Annotated in this window: 17 protein-coding genes; 12 read left to right on the top strand and 5 right to left on the bottom strand. The window is 63.6% G+C overall.

The genetic code is table 11. From position 1 onward, the window contains the following. Nucleotides 1–2,282 precede the first annotated feature (2,282 nt). The 9 genes from VL129_RS05630 (at nt 2,283) to VL129_RS05590 (ending at nt 13,615) form a co-directional block, all read left to right on the top strand. A complete protein-coding gene (locus tag VL129_RS05630; RefSeq protein ID WP_325410941.1) occupies nt 2,283–3,422 on the top strand; it encodes an FIST N-terminal domain-containing protein in 1,140 nt (379 codons plus the stop codon). 3 nt (nt 3,423–3,425) lie between these two features. Next, nucleotides 3,426–5,207: an ATP-binding response regulator gene (locus VL129_RS05625; RefSeq protein ID WP_325410939.1), complete on the top strand. Its 1,782-nt coding sequence runs from the start codon at nt 3,426–3,428 to the stop codon at nt 5,205–5,207. Beyond that, on the top strand, nt 5,207–5,587 hold the full coding sequence (locus VL129_RS05620) for a response regulator (RefSeq protein ID WP_325410937.1): 381 nt from the start codon (nt 5,207–5,209) through the stop codon (nt 5,585–5,587). The genes VL129_RS05625 and VL129_RS05620 overlap by 1 nt, the downstream gene beginning before the upstream one ends. Before the next feature lie 38 nt (nt 5,588–5,625). After that, nucleotides 5,626–6,783, top strand: coding sequence for an HD domain-containing phosphohydrolase (locus tag VL129_RS05615; protein WP_325410935.1), 1,158 nt, complete (start codon nt 5,626–5,628; stop codon nt 6,781–6,783). A 392-nt stretch (nt 6,784–7,175) separates the two neighbouring features. Then, entirely contained in the window at nt 7,176–8,342 is a 1,167-nt protein-coding gene (locus VL129_RS05610; protein WP_325410933.1) for a glycosyltransferase family 1 protein, read from the top strand. Continuing rightward, entirely contained in the window at nt 8,330–9,502 is a 1,173-nt protein-coding gene (gene glf / locus VL129_RS05605; RefSeq protein WP_325410931.1) for a UDP-galactopyranose mutase, read from the top strand. The genes VL129_RS05610 and glf overlap by 13 nt, the downstream gene beginning before the upstream one ends. Nucleotides 9,503–9,551: 49 nt before the next feature. After that, nucleotides 9,552–10,670, top strand: a complete 1,119-nt coding sequence (locus VL129_RS05600) for a glycoside hydrolase family 1 protein (protein WP_325410952.1) — start codon at nt 9,552–9,554, stop codon at nt 10,668–10,670. After that, nucleotides 10,660–12,420, top strand: coding sequence for an ABC transporter ATP-binding protein (locus VL129_RS05595; RefSeq protein ID WP_325410929.1), 1,761 nt, complete (start codon nt 10,660–10,662; stop codon nt 12,418–12,420). The genes VL129_RS05600 and VL129_RS05595 overlap by 11 nt, the downstream gene beginning before the upstream one ends. Nucleotides 12,421–12,757: 337 nt before the next feature. Then, a complete protein-coding gene (locus VL129_RS05590; RefSeq protein WP_325410927.1) occupies nt 12,758–13,615 on the top strand; it encodes an alpha/beta fold hydrolase in 858 nt (285 codons plus the stop codon). Between the two features lie 8 nt (nt 13,616–13,623). Here the strand turns inward: VL129_RS05590 and map are convergent, their stop codons facing one another. Both map and VL129_RS05580 read right to left on the bottom strand, forming a co-directional pair. Next, nucleotides 13,624–14,439, bottom strand: a complete 816-nt coding sequence (map, locus tag VL129_RS05585) for a type I methionyl aminopeptidase (protein WP_325410925.1) — start codon at nt 14,437–14,439, stop codon at nt 13,624–13,626. After that, nucleotides 14,439–14,693: a ParD-like family protein gene (locus tag VL129_RS05580; protein ID WP_325410923.1), complete on the bottom strand. Its 255-nt coding sequence runs from the start codon at nt 14,691–14,693 to the stop codon at nt 14,439–14,441. Before VL129_RS05580 ends, map begins: the two co-directional genes overlap by 1 nt. A 156-nt stretch (nt 14,694–14,849) precedes the next feature. Here VL129_RS05580 and queC point away from each other — a divergent pair, with 156 nt between their 5' ends. Genes queC through queE form a run of 3 tightly spaced genes read left to right on the top strand, consistent with a single transcriptional unit; the run spans nt 14,850 to nt 16,614 of the window. After that, nucleotides 14,850–15,557: a 7-cyano-7-deazaguanine synthase QueC gene (gene queC, locus VL129_RS05575; protein ID WP_325410921.1), complete on the top strand. Its 708-nt coding sequence runs from the start codon at nt 14,850–14,852 to the stop codon at nt 15,555–15,557. Next, complete coding sequence (gene queD / locus VL129_RS05570) at nt 15,545–15,901, top strand: 6-carboxytetrahydropterin synthase QueD (RefSeq protein WP_325410919.1); 357 nt, start codon at nt 15,545–15,547, stop codon at nt 15,899–15,901. Before queC ends, queD begins: the two co-directional genes overlap by 13 nt. Further along, nucleotides 15,898–16,614 (top strand): 7-carboxy-7-deazaguanine synthase QueE, encoded by a 717-nt coding sequence (gene queE, locus VL129_RS05565; protein WP_325410917.1) that lies wholly within the window; start codon nt 15,898–15,900, stop codon nt 16,612–16,614. Before queD ends, queE begins: the two co-directional genes overlap by 4 nt. An 8-nt stretch (nt 16,615–16,622) precedes the next feature. Here queE and VL129_RS05560 read toward each other — a convergent pair whose 3' ends face one another. From VL129_RS05560 to VL129_RS05550, 3 genes are all read right to left on the bottom strand, one after another. Further along, nucleotides 16,623–17,429, bottom strand: coding sequence for an alpha/beta fold hydrolase (locus VL129_RS05560; protein ID WP_325410915.1), 807 nt, complete (start codon nt 17,427–17,429; stop codon nt 16,623–16,625). Between the two features lie 19 nt (nt 17,430–17,448). After that, on the bottom strand, nt 17,449–18,069 hold the full coding sequence (ycaC, locus tag VL129_RS05555; protein ID WP_325410913.1) for an isochorismate family cysteine hydrolase YcaC: 621 nt from the start codon (nt 18,067–18,069) through the stop codon (nt 17,449–17,451). 101 nt (nt 18,070–18,170) lie between these two features. Further along, nucleotides 18,171–19,220: an NAD(P)-dependent alcohol dehydrogenase gene (locus tag VL129_RS05550; protein WP_325410911.1), complete on the bottom strand. Its 1,050-nt coding sequence runs from the start codon at nt 19,218–19,220 to the stop codon at nt 18,171–18,173. Nucleotides 19,221–19,359: the final 139 nt, after the last annotated feature.

Below are 19,359 nucleotides of genomic sequence, written 5' to 3'. Positions count from 1 at the left end.
CCAGTGCGGTACTTCACGAACTTGGGGCTGCCGGCCATTGCGGTGCGGCAGGAATATATTCATCGAACCGCCGTGTACGTGACCCGTATGCACGGTGGTGTGGGAGGAGAGGCGCCGTGAGGCGTCTCCCTATCCCGATTAAGTAGTCTGGGTCTTTCGTATGGAGTTCGAGTTCTCTGAAGGGCGAATCGGCCCATTAAGCCAAGGTATGACAAGGAAAAGAGTACGCTCCGTACTTGGTGGGGATTTTGTTGAGTTTCGGAAGACGGAGTTCTCTAAGAACACGACCGATGCATACGATGAGATTGGCGTGCACGTCTATTACGCTAGTAATGAGCTGATCAAAGGGGTGGAGTTATTTCCTGCGTCCGCCACGCTAATCTACAAAAGTCTTCAGGTGTTTTGCTACAGGTGTACCGATTTATGCGCTCTTCTTAATGAGCTTGGCGTATGCTATTTGGAGCACGGCTCTGACCTTATAGTGATTGATAGCCAGATTAGGCTGTATGTTCCTGATAAGTGCCATGATGATAATGCGAGAGTCGAATCGGCTTATGTCTCTCTGGCTTGAAAATTGTTTCTTCAAGAAGCTTAACCATTCATTCAAGTCGACCCGATAAAGCGGTCGGCTTAACTCAACGCTATACGCTGGAGCTACATGGACGAGATATTCAGCCTAATCCTCCGCTTCCTAGGCAACGTAGTAGCCGACCTACTAATGGGAACCTTCTTTTACGCTATAGGTTGGCCTTTTGTGAAAGCAGCTACCCTTGGAAAATATCCAAAGCGCGAGTGGCTAAGCGGATCAAAAAATGAGGCTTACGTATGCTGCGTAGGAATTTTCGTGTTTGCCACCTTGCTAATGGCCGCTCTACGCCAATTCAGCGTATAGCAATGCGCTCAACACCGTTCGCTTCGCTCAACGCAAAAGCTGTGCTTTGCCTGCCCGTTAGCTTAATCGTTTATTGGAAGGATCCATGAGAATATCTTTCACCCTGCTAGTTTTCCTTTCTGTTGCGCTGCAATCGATAATTACATGGTATTGGCGGGAAACTCCGGCCGTGCCGGAGTTTGAGAGGTTTTTCCGGTCTTTCTACGGTGAAGTACCAGCATGGTCGTCCTTCGCATTCTCGCTCGGTAGCTACTGGATCGTCGTGCCGATACGACCACCATTATTGTGGTAGTTGCTCTAGTTCGGGGGTCGCGTAGGCAGCACTTGGGGAAACTTGCGGCCGCCAGTCTCGCGCTAACTGCTTTGATGGTTTACGCCATGTACCCTTTACACCTCATGCTGAGCCAGGGTGTATGATCGCAAAGATACTTAACCAGTAGTTGTTGTACGTCCCGGGCCACCGGACGCCCATTTCGCTATGCTACATTGGCGCCGCTAAAAAATGGCGTTATGCAGATTACAGGACCGGCCAAAGCATGGCCTCCACCGGACTGCCTACGCGTTGCTACTGCGGTGTTATGCGTCTTTGACGATATTTACAACGGAAGGAGAGTTAAAATGATCACCGCTATCACGACGTTCCAGTTGCCAAAGCCGATTACGCGAGAGGAAGCGTGAAGCATTTTCCTGAGTACGGCTCCAAAGTATCAGGGCGTATTGGGCCTTTTTCGCAAGTCCTATATCTTGTCGGAAGATGGGCGTACTGCTGGCGGAGTCTATCTCTGGCGCTCTCGTGCTGACGCAGAGGCGGTTTACACCGAGAGCTGGAAGAATTTTGTACAGGAGAAGTACGGCACGGCTCCTTCAATTACGTACTTTGACAGTCCTGTTGTAGTTGACAATGTTACGAACGAAGTTCTAACGGACGAGTAACATTGGGAATGCGCATTCGACTGTTTTTGGCAATGTAGACGCATAATTCGTTGCTGAATCCGGAAGCGCGAAAAAAGCTTGCCGCTCCGCAGACTATGTCGCGTGCCTGTTAGCGCGGCGAGGCGGTATTTATTTCTGGTCGGAATGCAGAATATGGAAGCTGGTTTGGTCACCGTAAGTTTGCTTTCTCATCCGAAATCATCGGCGCTGGCAACGGGTCCGCCGTATCGCTTGTGCAAGCTTGTGCCCGAGCATCGCCAGGCAGATGCGCCGTGCATGGGTGCGTTAAATTGTCGCTCATTGCGGGCTTGCCAGTTTGCCCTGCGTAAATACAACATTCTCCGGTTAACTCTGTCAGCCCGACAAAGAGATGCTTGGTACGGTGGCTACGCTATTGCCAATAAACCCAGCGCAATAGTGCTATGGGCGAATCCCCGTGGAGCACAAGGAGAGAACCATGCAGGAACAACAACGCTTGCGCGTCAAGAAGGCCCATTCCACCGCGACAGACTCACGCCAGGCTGCAACAGAACTGGCGGAGCGGCTGGAGCAGGCTGACGCCAATCTGGTCATTTTCTTCTGCTCCCCCCGCTACGATCTCGATGTTTTCAGCGCGACCTTGCAAGAGCGCTTGACCTGTCCGGTCATCGGCTGCACCACAGCGGGCGAGATCACGTCCGAGCTGGGCTATATCGAGGGTGGGGTCGTCGGGGTGAGCCTGGCCTCGGACGAGCTGCATATTCATCCGCGCCTGATCCATCCGCTGGATAACTTCGGTCTGGAAGAGGCCGAAATCCTGGCCCGCGATCTGCGCGGTTCCCTCAACCTGGCCGACGATTTCGACCCCGGCAAGATGTTTGGCCTGTTGCTGGTGGATGGCATGTCGATGCTGGAGGAGCAGGTTACCGCTTCCCTCCATAGCCAGTTGAGAGGCGTCTCCATCATTGGCGGCTCGGCCGGCGACGATCTCAATTTCGGTGAAACATTCGTGTACTGGAACGGGCGTTTTCTGAAGAACGCCGCGATCTTCACGCTGTTCGAGACCACCTTGCCGTTCGAGACGTTTCAGACTCAGCACTTTGAAACGACGGAAACCCGGCTGGTGATCACCGAGAGCGATTGCGCGACCCGGACCGTGATGGAGATCAATGGTGGCCCCGCCGCCGAAGAGTACGCCAGAGCCGTGGGCCTGGAGGTAACGGAGCTGACGCCGCAGATCTTTGCGGCCTATCCGGTCATGCTCCGAATCGGTGGGGAATACTTCGTCCGCTCCATCCAGAAGGCCAACCCGGACGGCAGCCTGACCTTTTACTGCGCCATCGACACCGGCCTGGTGCTCACCGTCGCCAAGGGACATGCCTTGCTGGACAACCTTCAGCAGCACCTGGAAAAAGTGCGCCGGGAGGTACCCAACCTCGAGCTGGTGCTGGGCTGCGACTGCATCCTGCGCCGCCTGGAACTGCAGCAGAAAAACCTCACCCAACTGGCGCCTGACGCACTCGGCGGGGCGAAGTTCATCGGCTTTAGCACCTATGGTGAGCAATACAACGGTATTCATGTGAACCAGACCCTGACTGGCCTGGCCCTGGGGAGCTGAAACATGACTGCCGATGAGCGCATCGCCCGCCTGGAAAAAGAACTGGCGGCACAAAAAAAAATCACCAAAGTCCTCATGGAGCGCGTGGAGCGCAGCGTCAACGATACGGGCGGCGCCTATTCCCTCTTCGAGCGCAACATCACCTTGCAGCGCAGCGTGGAGGCACGCACCCACGAGCTGGAACGGGTGAACCAGGAACTCCACCGCATGATCAACGAGGCCAACCGTGCCCAGGAGACGGCGGAACAGGCCAACCGCTCCAAGAGCATTTTCCTTGCGAACATGAGCCACGAGTTGCGCACTCCCTTGAACGCCATCATTGGCTATAGCGAGATGCTCAGCGAAGAGGCGCAGGACATGGGCGAGGAAACTTTTGTGGCCGACCTGCAGAAGATTCAATCCGCCGGCAAGCATCTTCTGGGATTGATCAACGACATTCTGGACCTCTCCAAGATCGAAGCCGGCAAGATGGAACTCTATCTGGAGACGTTCGACGTCAGTTCGATGGTGCAGGATGTCTGCACCACCATTCGCCCGCTGGTCGAGAAGAACGCCAACCGCCTGTCGATTCAGTTGCCGGAAAACGTCGGCGAGATGCGCGCCGACATGACCAAGGTGCGACAGATGTTGTTCAACCTGTTGTCCAACGCCAGCAAGTTTACCGAGCAGGGCGAGATCGCCATCAGCGTTGCGCGGGAAAGCAGGCAACGGCAGGAATCGCTGGTGTTCAGCGTTACGGACAGCGGCATCGGCATGACCGAGGAGCAGCTCGGGCGCCTGTTTCAGGCGTTTACCCAGGCGGATGCCTCGACGACCCGGAAATATGGCGGTACGGGACTCGGTCTGACCATCACCCAGCGATTCTGCAACATGATGGGCGGCACCATCGATGTAAAGAGTACGCCCGGCAAGGGCACCACCTTCATCGTACGGTTGCCTGCGACAGTGGCCGAGCAAACCGCCAGCGCCGCCCCGCCCACCGATTCCGCGGGTCAATCGCGCACCACCGATAATTCCCTCGTGCTGGTGATCGACGATGACCCTGCGGTATGCGACATCATCGGAAAGTCGCTGGGCGAGGAGGGGTACAAGGTCGTCTTCGCCAATAGCGGGGCCGAGGGCCTCGCATTGGCCCGCAAGTTGCGACCCAGTGTCATTACCCTGGACGTAATGATGCCCAGCATGGATGGCTGGGCCGTGCTTTCCGCCCTGAAGCAGGATCCTGAGCTGGCGGAGATTCCCGTGGTCATGGTCACCATCGTCGAGGATCGCAACCTGGCCTACACGCTGGGCGCAACGGATTATCTGGTCAAACCGTTCGACCGGTCGCGCCTGCTCAGTGTTATCGAGCGCTACTGCCCTAAGCATGCCGAGCATTTCGTGCTCCTGGTGGAGGACGATGCCATGACCCGGGAAATGACCCAGCGCATGCTGGAAAAGGAAGGCTGGCACGCGGTTCTGGCAAGCAATGGTCGGGAAGCATTGGAGTGCGTCACCAGGCGCCGCCCCGAACTGATTCTGCTGGACCTCATGATGCCCGAGATGGATGGCTTCCAGTTCCTCGACGAACTGGCCAAGCGCCAGGACTGCGACGACATTCCGGTGGTGGTGGTAACCGCGAAGGACCTCAGCCTCGAAGATCGGCAGTTTCTCAACAGCCGTGTCGAACGTACCTTGCAGAAGGGGGCCTATCGGCGCGACGACCTGGTGAACAGCTTGCGCGATCTGGTGCGTGACAGGCATGCCGGCGGCAGCAAGCGCTCCGACCTGAGCGAGACCCGATAATGAAGAAAATCCTGCTGGTGGAAGACAACGAGATGAACCGGGACATGCTGTCCCGACGTCTGGAGCGCCGCGGTTTTCAGGTGGTGCATGCTGCCGACGGCGAACAGGGAATCCGCGTGGCGCTCGCCGAGAAGCCGGATCTCATCATCATGGACATGAACATGCCGGTGCTCGACGGCTGGGAAGCGACCCGGCGCATCAAGGCCAATGCAGAAACTGCCGCGACTCCGGTCATTGCTCTCACGGCACATGCCATGACGGGTGACCGGGAAAAGACCCTGGCAGCGGGCTGCGACGAATACGACACCAAGCCCGTGGAGTTTACCCGCCTCGTCGGCAAGATCGCCGCCTTGCTGGACGCCTGCGAGGGGCCTCAGTGAGGCCTGTCGACTGACACAATTTCGAGAACGGATGAAGCATGGACGCTGACGATATCAGTGCGAAGAAACCCACCATCCTCGTGGTGGATGACACCGAGCTCAATCGCGATCTTCTTTACCGGCGCCTGAAGAAGAATGGCTACCACGTTACCTTGGCGGTGGACGGCCATGACGCCCTCAGCCAGTTGCAAGGCGCCGACTTCGACCTCGTCCTGCTCGATATCATGATGCCGGTAATGAACGGGTATCAGGTCCTGGAAGCCGTGAAGGCGGACCAGAAACTGCGTCATATCCCGATCATCATGATCACCGCCCTGAGCGAAATGGACAGCGTGGTGCGCTGTATCGAACTGGGCGCTGAAGACTACCTGCCCAAGCCATTCAACCCCGTCCTGCTCCAGGCGCGCATCAATGCCTGCCTTGAAAGGAAGCGTGCCCACGATACCGAGCGGCACTACCAGCAGCGTATCGAGGCGCATAACGGGCTCCTGGAAGAGCAAGTCCGCCAGCAGGTGAAGGCACTGTCTTCGGCCCAGATTGCGACCATCTTCGCCATGTCCAAACTGGCCGAGTCGCGCGACCCGGAAACGGGCCAGCATCTGGAGCGCATGCGGGAATATTGCCGTGTGCTGGCCCTAGACCTGAGTAAGACGGACAGATATGCCACGCAGATCGACAGCCGCTTTGTGGACGACATTCACGGCGCCAGCCCTTTGCACGATATCGGCAAGGTCGGCGTGCCGGACATGGTGCTGCAAAAGCCGGGGAAGCTGACCGACGAGGAATGGAAACTGATGCGTACCCACGCGCTGCTTGGCGCGGAAACATTGCGGGCCGTGAACGCGCAGCATCCGGGCAACAGCTTCATTCAGATGGGTATCGAAATCGCCGAGTCTCACCATGAAAAGTGGGACGGCAGCGGCTACCCCTACGGCCTGGCGGGAGAAAGTATCCCCCTTGCAGCGCGCATCCTGGCGCTGGGCGATGTCTACGATGCATTGACTTCCAAGCGCTGCTACAAGGACCCCATGAGTCACGAAAAGGCTGCGGAGATCATCCTGTCGGATCGGGGCCGCCATTTCGACCCGGATATCGTCGATGCATTCATGCGCGTGGAGCACGAATTCATCACTATTCGTGCCGTCTACCAGGAGAAGGGTGTTTCGTCTCGGGCAACCTGTCTTACTGATGCATAAGCAATGACAAGTAGGTCAGGCAACATTGCCTAACGAGCAAACAGGCGCATAACAAGTCACTCGAATTTGCTCCAGCCCAAGCGGGCTTGCACCGGGCGGCTTTTCCGCTGCGCTATAAGGCCGCCGCTTGGCTCAAAGGGGGACAGATTTGAAATCTGTCCCCCTTTTTTCCTTTTCACAGCCATTCGGTGTCGTCGCGCCTTGGCGAGCTCGCCGGGCGAGCGGTTGCGCCGGAAACCGGGTCGCGGCCAGCGGCCCTCCATGCAGTTCATCGCGCGGCCTTGAACGGGGCGCGTGGCGGCTTCCTCCAAGCAAGGCTGGCGTGCGGTATCCGGGCAGCATCGCCCGGGGAGCCGGCATTCATTCGTTTGATGCCATCAAAGGTAGCCCGCATGAATCGAGAAGAGCCGCTCGAACCGCCCCGCCTGTCCCCGTTGAACCGCGAACCGCTGCGTGCGGCCCGCCCGCGGGCCACGCTGCTGTGCCTGTCGCACCTGCGCTGGGGCTTCGTCTACCAGCGTCCCCAGCACCTGATGTCGCGCCTGGCGGCGGACTACGACGTGCTGTTTTTCGAGGAACCGATCTTCGAGGGGCACGCGGCGCCTCGGCTGGAAAGCCATGCCGCCGCCCCGGGGGTGACGCTTCTGGTGCCCCAACTGCCCGCCGGCATGCACGAGACACAGGCGATCCGCGCCCAGCGCGAGCTGCTCGATGGCTACCTGGCGAAGCGGCAGGCGGCCGAGCTGCTGCTCTGGTACTTCACCCCGATGAGCCTGGCCTTCACCGGGCACCTGCAAGGGCAGGTGGTGATCTTCGACTGCATGGACGAGCTCTCGGCGTTTCGCCACGCCCCGCCCGCGCTGGTGGACATGGAACGCCGGCTGATGACCCGCGCCGATGTGGTGTTCACCGGCGGCCACAGCCTGTGGGAGGCCAAGCGCCGGCACCACGCCAACATCCACGCCGTGCCCAGCAGTGTGGATGTCGCGCATTTCGCCGCCGCCCGGCAGCCCTTGCCGGAGCCTGCCGATCAGGCCGCTATCCCGGGGCCGCGGCTGGGTTTCTTCGGCGTCATCGATGAGCGCTTCGACATCCAGCTGCTCAGCGAACTGGCGGCGCAGCGGCCCGACTGGAACATCGTGCTGGTCGGGCCGGTGGTGAAGATCGATCCGGCCACGCTGCCGCGCCTGCCCAACATCCACTACCTGGGCGCCAAGCCCTACGGCGAGCTGCCGAGCTACCTGTCGGGCTGGGACGTGGCGCTGATGCCCTTCGCGCTGAACGAGTCGACCCGTTTCATCAGCCCCACCAAGACCCCCGAGTACCTCGCCGGCGGCCGGCCGGTGGTGTCCACGCCGATTCGCGACGTGATCAAGGGTTACGGCGACAGCGGCGTGGTCAGCATCGCCGCGACACCGCAGGGCTTCATCGAGGCCATCGAGGCGGCGCTGCGCATCGCTCCGGAGGCGGTCGAACGCCTCGCCGACCAGGTGCTGGACGGCATGTCCTGGGACAAGACCTGCGCCACCATCCGGGAGCGGATCGAATGCCTGCGCTGAGCCTGGATGCGGCCGGCGACGGGCGCGTCTACGACTACCTGATCGTTGGCGCCGGCTTCGCCGGCAGCGTGCTGGCCGAGCGCCTGGCGGCGGGGCTGGGCAAGCAGGTGCTGGTGCTGGACCGGCGCGAACACATCGGCGGCAACGCCTACGACCATCTGGACGCCGCCGGCGTGCGGGTCCACCGCTACGGGCCGCACATCTTCCACACCAATGCCCAGCGCATCGTCGACTACCTGTCGCGCTTCACCGAATGGCGGCCCTACGAGCACCGGGTGCTGGCGCGGGTGGACGAGCATCTGGTGCCGATCCCCATCAACCTGACCACGCTGAACACCCTGTACGGGCTGGCCATGGATGAACAGCAGGCCGCGGAATTCCTCGCCCGGCGCGCCGAGCCGGTGGCGACGATCCGCACCTCCGAGGACGTGGTGATCAACCAGATCGGCCGCGAGCTGTACGAGAAGTTCTTTCGCGGCTACACCCGCAAGCAGTGGGGGCTGGACCCCTCGGAGCTAGACAAGTCGGTCACCTCGCGGGTGCCCACACGCACCAACGAGGATGACCGCTACTTCACCGACCGCTTCCAGATGATGCCGTTGCACGGCTACACGCGCCTGTTCGAACGCATGCTCGACCATCCGCGCATCGACCTGCTGCTGGGCACCGACTTCAAGGCGGTGCGCAGGCGCATCGCCTACCGGCACCTGGTGTACTGCGGGCCGATCGACGAGTACTTCGACTACCGCTTCGGCCGCCTGCCGTACCGTTCGCTGCGCTTCGAGCACCAGACGCTGGAGCAGCCGGTGTTTCAGCCGGTGGCGGTGGTCAACTACCCGGCCCCGGACGTGCCCTTCACGCGCATCACCGAGTACAAGCACCTCACCGGCCAGCCGCACCCGTGCACCAGCATCAGCTACGAATACCCCTGCGCCGATGGTGATCCCTACTACCCGGTGCCGCGCCCGGAGAACGCCGCGCTGTATCGGCGCTACCAGGCGCTGGCGGAGGCGACGCCGGGGGTCACCTTCCTGGGCCGGCTGGGCACCTACAAGTACTACAACATGGACCAGGTGGTCGGGCAGGCGCTGGCCCTCTACCAGCGCATCGCCCGGGAGGCGGGCGTCGCCGTGGAAAGCCATGAAGCCGAGTCGGGCTGAGGGCAGGGGAGACGCCGCCGTGTCGACGCGCCTCTTCGCGAGCTTCCTGATGGCGGGCTACGAATGCTCCAGTCACCGGCGCAACGATGGCCGGCGCCTGGACCTGCTCGAATCGACCGGTCATGCGCGCTTTGCCGAGCAGGATTATCGCCAGCTTGCGCCGCTGGGCATTCGCTGCGTGCGCGACGGCCTGCGCTGGCACCTGATCGAGCGCCAGCCCGGCCATTACGACTGGAGCAGCTTCCTGCCCGTGCTGCGCGCCTCGCGATCCTGCAACCTGCAGGTGATCTGGGACCTCTGCCATTACGGCTACCCCGACGACCTCGACATCTGGCGCCCGGCGTTCGTCGAGCGCTTCGAGCGCTTCGCGGCGGCCGTCGCCCGGCTGATGGGCGAGGAGGGCATCGAGACGCCGTTCTTTTCGCCGATCAACGAGATCTCCTTCTGGAGCTGGGCGGGCGGGGCCGAGGCCTATTTCAATCCCTGCGCGCGCAACCGGGGTGAGGAACTCAAGCAGCAACTGGTGCGCGCCAGCATCGCCGCCATCGAGGCGATTCGCGCGGTGACGCCGCAGGCGCGCTTCGTGCAGTGCGATCCGCTGATCAACGTCATCTCCCGCACGCACCGCGTGGACGAAATCGAGGCCGCCGAGGCGTACCGCCAGTCGCAGTTCGACGCCTGGGACCTGCTCACCGGCCGACGCTGGCCGGGCCTCGGCGGGCGCGAGGAGTACCTGGACATCATGGGCGTCAACTTCTACCCGCAGAACCAGTGGTACCTGGACGGCGGCACCAAGCTCGAACGGGACGATCCGCGCTACCGGCCGCTGGTGGGCATGCTCAGCGAAGTGCACCAGCGCTACGGGCGTCCGCTGCTGCTGGCCGAGACCGGCGGCGAGTTCGCCAAGCGCGTGCCCTGGCTGCGCTACATCGGCGACCAGGTGGCCCTGGCGCTGCAGCGAGGCTTGCCGCTGCACGGGGTGTGCTGGTATCCGATGCTCGACTATCCCGGCTGGAACGATGACCGCTACTGCGCCACCGGGGCCTTCGGCTATGCCGACCACGCGGGCACCCGCGCGCCGTTCCACCCGTTGCATGTGGAAATGCGGGTGTTCCAGGCGCGCTTCGCCTCACCCGTGGCCATGAGCGGACACGGCAATGGACACTAGGCCGCCCGGCGGCAACTCCCTGCCGGACCAGCCGGTCCCGTTCCTGTGGCGCTACGTGCGGCGGCGCCCCTGGCATTTCGGCACGCTGTTTGGACTCATCGTCGGTGCCGCCAGTTGCGCGGTGGCGGTGCAGTACGGGATGAAACTGCTGGTCGACGCCATGGCCCTGGGCCGCGAAGCCGGCCGCGTCTGGCCGCCGTTCTTCCTGTTCATCTTCCTGATCGTGGTGGAAAACCTGCTCTGGCGCTCGGCCGGCTACCTGGGCTGCCGCACGGTGGTGAGCAGCGGCGCCGACCTGCGCATCGACCTGTTCAACCACCTCACCGGCCACCCGATGCGCTACTTCTCGCAGCATTTCGCCGGCTCGCTGGCCAACCGGATTTCCTCGGCCGGCGGCGCGGCCGGCGGCATCTATGGCGGGCTGGCCTGGAAGATCATCCCGCCGTGCATCGACTTCGTCGGCGCGGTCATCGTGCTGTTCACCGTGCAGCTGACCATGGGCTTTGCGCTGATCGTCAGTGTGCTGATCGTCGCCACGCTGATCACCCGCATGGGCATTCGCGGGCGCAGCCGGCACATCGAGTACGCTGCCCAGTCCGCCAAGGTGAGCGGCGAGATCGTCGACATGGTGTCCAACGTCTGGTCGATCAAGGCCTTCTCCGCGCGGGAGCGGGAACGGCGCCGGCTGGAGGCGGCCATCGGCCGCGAGGCCAAGGCCCATCGGCACAGCTGGATCTACCTGGAAAACGCCCGGGTGTTCCACGACTTCTGCCTGTCGATCATGGCCGGTGGCATGCTCGGCTGGGCCATCCTGCAATGGCAGCAGGGGCAGATCACCCCGGGCGACGTGGTGATGGTCAGCGCACTGACCTTCCGCATCTTGCACGGCTCGCGGGACCTGGCCCTGGCGCTGGTGGACACCTCGCAGCAGCTCGGGGTAATCGCCGATACCCTGCGCATCATCGTCCAGCCTCACGCGCTGAGCGATACCTCGGTGCAGCTGGACGAAAGCCACGGCAGCATTCGCTTCGTCGACGTCAGTTACACCTACGCCGATGGGCGCAGCGCCATCAAACACCTGTTCGTGGACATTCCGGCAGGGCAGCGGGTCGGCATCGTCGGCCCGTCCGGGGCGGGCAAATCGACGCTCATCAAGCTGGTGCAGCGTCTGGACGACGTGCGCACCGGGGTGATCCTCATCGACGATCGCGACATCCGCTCGGTCAGCCAGGACAGCCTGCGCAAGCAGATCGCCGTGGTGCCCCAGGAGCCGGCGCTGTTCAACCGCACCATCTACGAGAATATTGCCTACGGGCAGCCCAACGCCACCGAGGCGCAGATCATCGATGCGGCCCGGCATGCCTATTGCGACGAATTCATCCGCGCGCTGCCGAAGGGCTACGACACGGTGGTCGGCGAGCGCGGCGGCAGGCTCTCCGGCGGGCAGCGTCAGCGCCTGGGTATCGCCCGCGCGTTTCTGAAGAACGCCCCCATCCTGATTCTCGACGAAGCCACCTCGGCGCTCGACTCCGAATCCGAGGCGCAGATCCAGCTGGCGCTGGACGACCTCATGCAGGGCCGCACCGTGCTGGCCGTGGCGCACCGCCTGTCCACCGTGGCGCGCTTCGACCGCATTCTGGTGCTGCAGGCCGGCGAGCTGGTCGAGGACGGCCCGCCGGATGAACTGCGCAGGGCCGGGGGGGTGTTCCAGCTGCTCTGGCAGGCGCAGGGCATGTTCGAGGACTACTAGGCAGGCGGACGCATGTCGCAGGCCCGACGACCGTTGGGCGGATGAAAGCGATTTCCCCGGGCCTAACTTGTTGCCGTCATACACCGCTGCTTCACTGGGTGCGCTAACAAGAGCGAGCGGTGCCCGCCTCGGGTCGAGGCGCGACACGCCACGCGCGGGAACTCCCGCCACACATGCCCCGTCCATCAGCCAGCCGGCCAGTTCGTCTTTGGTCGCCGGGGGGCCTTTTTTGCTTATGCCTGCCGAATCGTGCGCAACCTGGAACCTGCGCGCGAGGGGCGAGGCATGCCGGATGAAACAGGAATCTCGACAGTTGCCATCAAGGAGGCACGCCAGGATGAAAGCGGAAATCGCTGTACTGGATATTCAAGGAACTCACCGGATCTACACGGAGCTGCACCGGGCAAAGACGCCTGCGGGCACCATCCTGCTGGTCAATGGCTCGCTCTCCACCCTGGCGTCCTTCGCCCAGACCACCCGCTACCTGCAGCCGCATTTCAACGTCGTGCTGTTCGACCTGCCGTATGCCGGCCACTCGCGGCGCCACAACCACCACCAGCGGCTGCTCAGTCGCGAGGATGAGGCAGACATCATCGTCGGGCTGATCGAGCACTTCAAAGCCGACCACCTGCTGTCGTTCTCCTGGGGCGGCATCGCCAGTCTCAAGGCGCTGGCGCGCCGCCCTCGGCACCTGCGCAAGGCGGCGATCTATTCGTTCTCGCCGGTGATCAACGGCGCCATGCTCGACTACCTGGAACGCGGCTCCCAGGTGCTCGGCGCCGGCGACCGCGACGGCATTGCCGCGCTGGTCAACGGCACCATCGGCAAGCACCTGCCGTCGCTGTACCAGCGCTACAACCACCGGCACATCCGTTCGCTGGAACTCTACGAGTACGCGCAGATGAAGTTCCATGTCGACACCGTGCTGCACCACGAAGGGCGCTCCTGCGTCAGCCAGGCCGATGCCATCGACGTTCCCCTGCTGTTTCTCAACGGCGAATGGGACGAGTACACCACTCCCCAGGACGCCCGCCTGTTCGCCCAGCATGCGCGCCACTGCGACTTCCACCGCGTGGCCAGGGCCGGGCATTTCATCGATATCGAACACAAGCGCGCCGGCCTGGAGACCCGCGACGCGGTGCTGGACTTCCTGCTGGCGCCGGCCATCGCGCAGCGTCAGGCGGTGGCGGTCTGAGCGCAGCGTTACTCAGCTTCGACTGCCATATGCCGGGCCAGGGAAGGGGAGGCGTCGCCGGCGTCCGGCCACTGCGTAAGCACCTCGAAACCGTCGTCGGTGACCGCGACCATGTGCTCCCATTGCGCGGAGAGGGAGTTGTCGCGGGTGACCACCGTCCAGCCGTCAGCGAGGCTGCGCACCTGGCGTTTCCCGGCATTCAGCATCGGCTCGATGGTGAAGATCATGCCCGGCTGCAGGCGCACACCGCTGCCGGGGGTGCCGAAGTGCAGCACCTGCGGGTCATCGTGGTAGACGCGGCCGATGCCATGGCCGCAGTACTCGCGCACCAGACCGTAGCCGTCGCGCTCGGCCACGCGCTGGATGGCGTGGCCGACATCGCCCAGCGTGGCGCCCGGCCGCACCGCGCGAATGCCGGCCCACAGGGCTTCGTGGGTGGCTTCCACCAGTTGGCGCGCCGCAGCGTCGGGCTCGCCGACGAAGAACATGCGGCTGGTGTCGCCGTACCAGCCATCGCGGATCACCGCCACGTCGATATTGACGATGTCGCCGTCGCGCAGCACCTGGGCGGACGGAATACCGTGGCAGACCACCTGGTTGACGGAGGTGAGGATGGTCTTCGGGTAGCCGTGGTAGCCCAGGTTGGCGGGAATGCAGCGCTGCACGTTGACGATGTACTCGTGGCACAGCGCATCCAGTTCGACCGTGCTGACGCCGGCCTGCACGTGGGGCGCGATCATCGCCAGCACCTCGGCGGCCAGCCGGCCGGCCTCGCGGGCGCAGGCGATTTCCTGCGGCGAGTGCAGGGGAATGCGCCGGCTCATCAGTTTTCTCCCGCCGCGTGCGGCAGCGGTGGCTCCGCCGGCAGCGCGCACAAGCGCCCGATATCCAGTCCGCCCTGCTGCTCGGCGCGAATCAGCAGGCGGGACAACTCGCGGTAATCCAGGTCCGGATACAGCTCGGCGAGCATCCCCAGGCGCATCCAGTGCTCGGCCTGGGCGTTGATCGACCGGCTGAGCGCAACGCTGGCGGTGCGCAGGTTCTCGTGCATGCCGTCGGAGATTTTGACGATTCCCATGAAGCGCTCCGTATATGAAATGTATACGGAGCGTAGCTTAATCGTACGCATGGCCGCCGGCAATCCTGCGCCAGCATGGACAAGCCGAGACCGGCCGTTACAATGGCCGCCGCGTTACCGGTCGCAGCCTACCCGGACAAAACAAGGACACCCATGATGAATGCTCTGTTGATCTGCTCCGGCGGATTCGACTCCGTGACCCTGGCCTATCGGCTGGCGGCGGAGCAATCCCTCGGCGCCCTGCTGACCTTCGACTACGGTCAGCGCCACCGTAAGGAAATCGACGCCGCCCGCCTGGCCGCCCAGCGGCTGGCCGTGCCCCATCTGGTGATGGACATCGGCCAGATCGGCCGCCAGCTCTCCGGCTCCGCCCTCACCGATGACATCGCCGTCCCCCACGGGCACTACAGCGAAGAGACCATGAAGGTGACGGTGGTGCCCAACCGCAACGCCATCATGCTCACCATCGCCTTCGGCGTGGCCGCCTCGCGCGGGCTGGATACCGTGGCCCTGGCCGTGCACGGCGGCGACCACTTCATCTACCCCGACTGCCGCCCCGACTTCATCCGCCTGTTCGGCGAGATGCAGGCCCGGGCGCTGGACGGTGTGGCCGAGGTGGCACTGCTGGCGCCCTACGTGAACGCCGACAAGACCGAGATCGCCCGTGACGCGGCGCGCTTCGCCGTGCCGGTGGTCGATACCTGGTCGTGCTACGAGGGCGGCGAGATCCACTGCGGTCGCTGCGGCACCTGCGTGGAGCGCATCGAGGCCATGGCGCTGGCCGGCGTGCCCGACCCCACGCCCTACCAGGATCCGCAGTACTGGCGCGAAGCGGTGGCGAGGGTCAACGCATGTACACGATAAGGAAAGAATTTCACTTTTCCGCCTCCCACCAGCTCAAGCAGATGCCCGACGGCCATCCCTGCGCCCGCCTGCACGGCCACAACTATGTGGTGGTGATCGAGCTCAAGAGCGAGCGGCTCGATCATTACGGCTTCGTGCGCGACTACCTGGAACTGAAGGCGTTCAAGGACTACATCGACGACACCCTCGACCACCGCCACCTCAACGAGGTGCTGGGTGACGCATGCACCACCGCCGAACGCCTGGCCCGCCACCTGTACGACTGGGCCCGCGCCCGCTGGTCCGAGGTGAGCGCGGTGTCGGTGTCGGAGACGCCCAAGACCTGGGCGGAGTACCGGCCGTGATCGCCATCAGCGAGATCTTCGGCCCGACCATCCAGGGCGAGGGCGCGCTGATCGGCATGCCCACGGTGTTCGTGCGCACCGGCGGTTGCGATTTCCGCTGTAGCTGGTGCGACACCCGCTACGCGGTGGACCCGGTGTTCCGCGCCGACTGGCAGGCCATGGACGCCGAGATGATCCTCGCCGAGGTCAACCGGCTGAGCGGTGGCGAGCCGATTCTGGTCACCCTGTCCGGCGGCAACCCCGCCTTGCAACCGCTGGAAACGCTGCTGCAGCGCGGCCACCGGCAAGGCCACCGCTTCGCCATGGAAACCCAGGGCAGCAAGACTCAGCCGTGGTTCGGCGCGCTCGATTACCTGACCCTCAGCCCCAAGCCGCCGTCCTCGGGCATGCCGTTTCGCAAGGAGCGCTTCGACGCCTGCCTGGCCGCCGTCGGGGCCGATACCCGGGTCAGTCTCAAGCTGGTGATCGCTGACGAGGCGGATTACCAGTGGGCCAGAGCCCTGGCCGCCGATTACCCCGATCTGCCGCTCTTTTTGCAGCCCTGCAATCCGACGCCGGCCACGCCCGAGCAACCCGAGCGGGAGGCCGATATCCAGGCCCTCAACGCGCAACTGCGCTGGCTGGTTGAGCGCATCGCCGCCGATCGCTGGTACCGGCCCCGGGTGCTGCCGCAACTGCACGTGCTGATCTGGAACAACGAGCGGGGCGTGTAGCGCCGTCGTTAATGGCGCGTGAGGCTCGCCAGAAACCGCTCGATCTCGGCGTTGACCGGCTCCGGATCGGTGACCGGGCCCATGTGCCCGAGCCCGGGAAAGTCGACCCGGCGCACGTCGGGCAGGGCGCCGGCCAGCAGGCGGGCCACGGCCAGTGACGAGGCGGGTGAGCGCTGGCCGGTCATGTACAGCACCGGCATGTCCAGGCGGTGGAAGGCCTCCAGCGGGGTGGGGTCCCGGGTCAGCGCATGGGCCCAGTGCGGAATATTGACGATGCTGGCCAGGATGGCCGGCCTGCGCTCCTTCGGGATCTGTTGCCACGCGCCGGGTTCCATCCAGTAATCGATGAAGCACTCGGCGGCAGCGCTCGGGTCGTTGGCCTCCAGCGCGCGGGTGGCGGTGGTGACGGTGCTGCGGATGCCATCGGCGGCATTGGGTGGCGGCGACTCGGCGTCGAGCAGGGAAAACAGCGTCGGCTCGTACAGCGCCAGGGCGCGCACCTTCTGGGAATGACGCAGCGCGGCGAGCAGGGCAATGGCGCCGCCATAGGAGTGGCCCACCAGCACCAACGGCGGCCGGGCGCGCAGCAGCAGCGGTTCGATCAGGTCGACCTCGTCGGCCAGGGTCAGCAGCCGGCCGCCACCCCAGTGCGGCGTCTTGCCGGCGCCGTAGCTGTCCGGCGCGAATACCCGGTAATCCCCAGACAGCCGCTCCATGAGGCTGCGCCACTGGCTCGAGCTGCTCGCATTGGCGTGGAAGCAGAGCACTCCGCAGCCGTCGCCGGCGGTGCGGAAGAAAGGTTCGACAGGCGTCATGCGCGCCTCCGCAGGCCCGCTATTTCGCGTGTTGCGCGTAGCTGACCATCAGGTTGCGATAGTCGGGAATATGCTTGGCGAACAGGCTGCCCAGGCCCTCGACGTCGTTGCGCCAATCGCGGTGCAGCTCGCAGGCCACGCCGAACCAGCTCATCAGTTGCACCCCTGCGGCACTCATGCGCCCCCAGGCCGAATCCCGGGTCAGGGCGTTGAAGGTGCCGGAGGCATCGGTGACCACGAACACCTCGAAACCCTCCTCGATGGCCGCCAGGGCCGGAAAGGCCACGCACACCTCGGTGACCACGCCGGCGATGATCAACTGCTGCCGGCCGGTGGCCTTCACCGCGGCGACGAAGTCCTCGTTGTCCCAGGCGTTGATCTGCCCAGGCCGGGCAATGTACGGGGCATCGGGAAAACGTTCCTTCAGCTCGGGCAGAAGCGGCCCGTTGGGGCCGTTCTCGAAACTGGTGGTCAGGAGGGTCGGCAGCTCGAAGTAACGGGCCAGATCGGCCAGCGCCAACACGTTGTTCACGAACGTATCCGGTTCGATGTCGCGCACCAGGGAAAGCAGGCCGGTCTGGTGATCGACCAGCAGCACGGCGGCATTTTGCTTCTCCAGGCGGCGGTAGGGGATGGCCATGATGTCCTCCTTGTGTTCATCGCGATAAGCGTGGAGACAGCGCGGTCCAGCGGTGGTTCGTCCTCGGCGTCCTGCGGACGATGGCTGCCCGGTTTCGTCGGTCAGCCCGCCAGCGTGCCGATATCGATCACGAAGCGGTACTTCACATCGCCGCGCAACATGCGCTCGTAGGCCTCGTTGATCTGCTCGGCCCGCACCATTTCGATATCCGCGACGATCCCGCGCTCGGCACAGAAATCCAGCATCTCCTGGGTTTCCGGAATGCCGCCGATCAGCGTGCCGGCAATGGAACGGCGCTTCATGATCAGGTTGAATACGTTCGGCGCCGGGTGCGGCGTGGCCGGCGCGCCGACCAGACACATCACCCCGTCGCGCTTGAGCAGCACCAGAAAGGCGTCCAGATCGTGCGAGGCGGCGACGGTGTTGAGGATGAGATCGAAGCTCAGCGCGTGGGCTGCCATCTCATCCGCGTTACGCGACACCACCACCTCATCGGCGCCCAGCTGCTTCGCCGCCTCGTGCTTGGACTCCGAGGTGGTGAAGGCCACCACATGCGCACCCATGGCGTGGGCCAGCTTGATGCCCATATGGCCCAGCCCGCCGATGCCGACCACCCCGACCTTCTGGCCCGGCCCGACCTTCCAGTGCCGTAGCGGCGAATAGGTGGTAATGCCGGCACACAGCAGCGGCGCCACGGCGGCCAATTGGTCTTCGGGATGACGAATACGCAGCACATAGCGCTCATGCACCACGACCTGTTGCGAGTAGCCGCCGAGCGTCCAGCCGGGTTCGTCTTCGCTGAGCGAGTTGTAGGTGCCGACCATGTCGTTGCAATAGTTCTCCAGCCCGGCCTCGCAATCCTCGCAGTGCTGGCAGCTGTCGACGATGCAGCCGACCCCCACCAGATCACCCACCTGGTAGCGCGACACCTGCGGGCCGACCGCACTCACGCGGCCGACGATTTCATGGCCCGGCACACAGGGAAACCGCGTGCCGGCCCACTCGGAGCGCACCTGATGCAGGTCCGAATGGCAGATGCCACAGAACAGGATGTCGATCTGCACATCATGGGCGCCGGGTGTGCGACGGGTGATCTGCATGGGTTCGAGAGGCTGGGTGCCGGAGTAGGCGCCGTAGGCGTGGATGGGCATGGGGAAGCTCCGTTGGCAGAGGGAACGTAACGAGCATCCGACAGCAGGGGCGGGGAGTGATTGACCAGCGAGCTGTGCAACCAGATCGGCGGCGGTTGAGGTGGCTAGCCCTTTGGGGAGAAGGTCTACCGGACCTGCA

The sequence above is a fragment of the Pseudomonas sp. genome (assembly GCF_035497915.1).
Taxonomy (GTDB): Bacteria; Pseudomonadota; Gammaproteobacteria; order Pseudomonadales; family Pseudomonadaceae; genus Serpens.
Note: the sequence above shows the minus strand (reverse complement) of the source record. Positions and strands in the feature narration are given on the sequence as shown.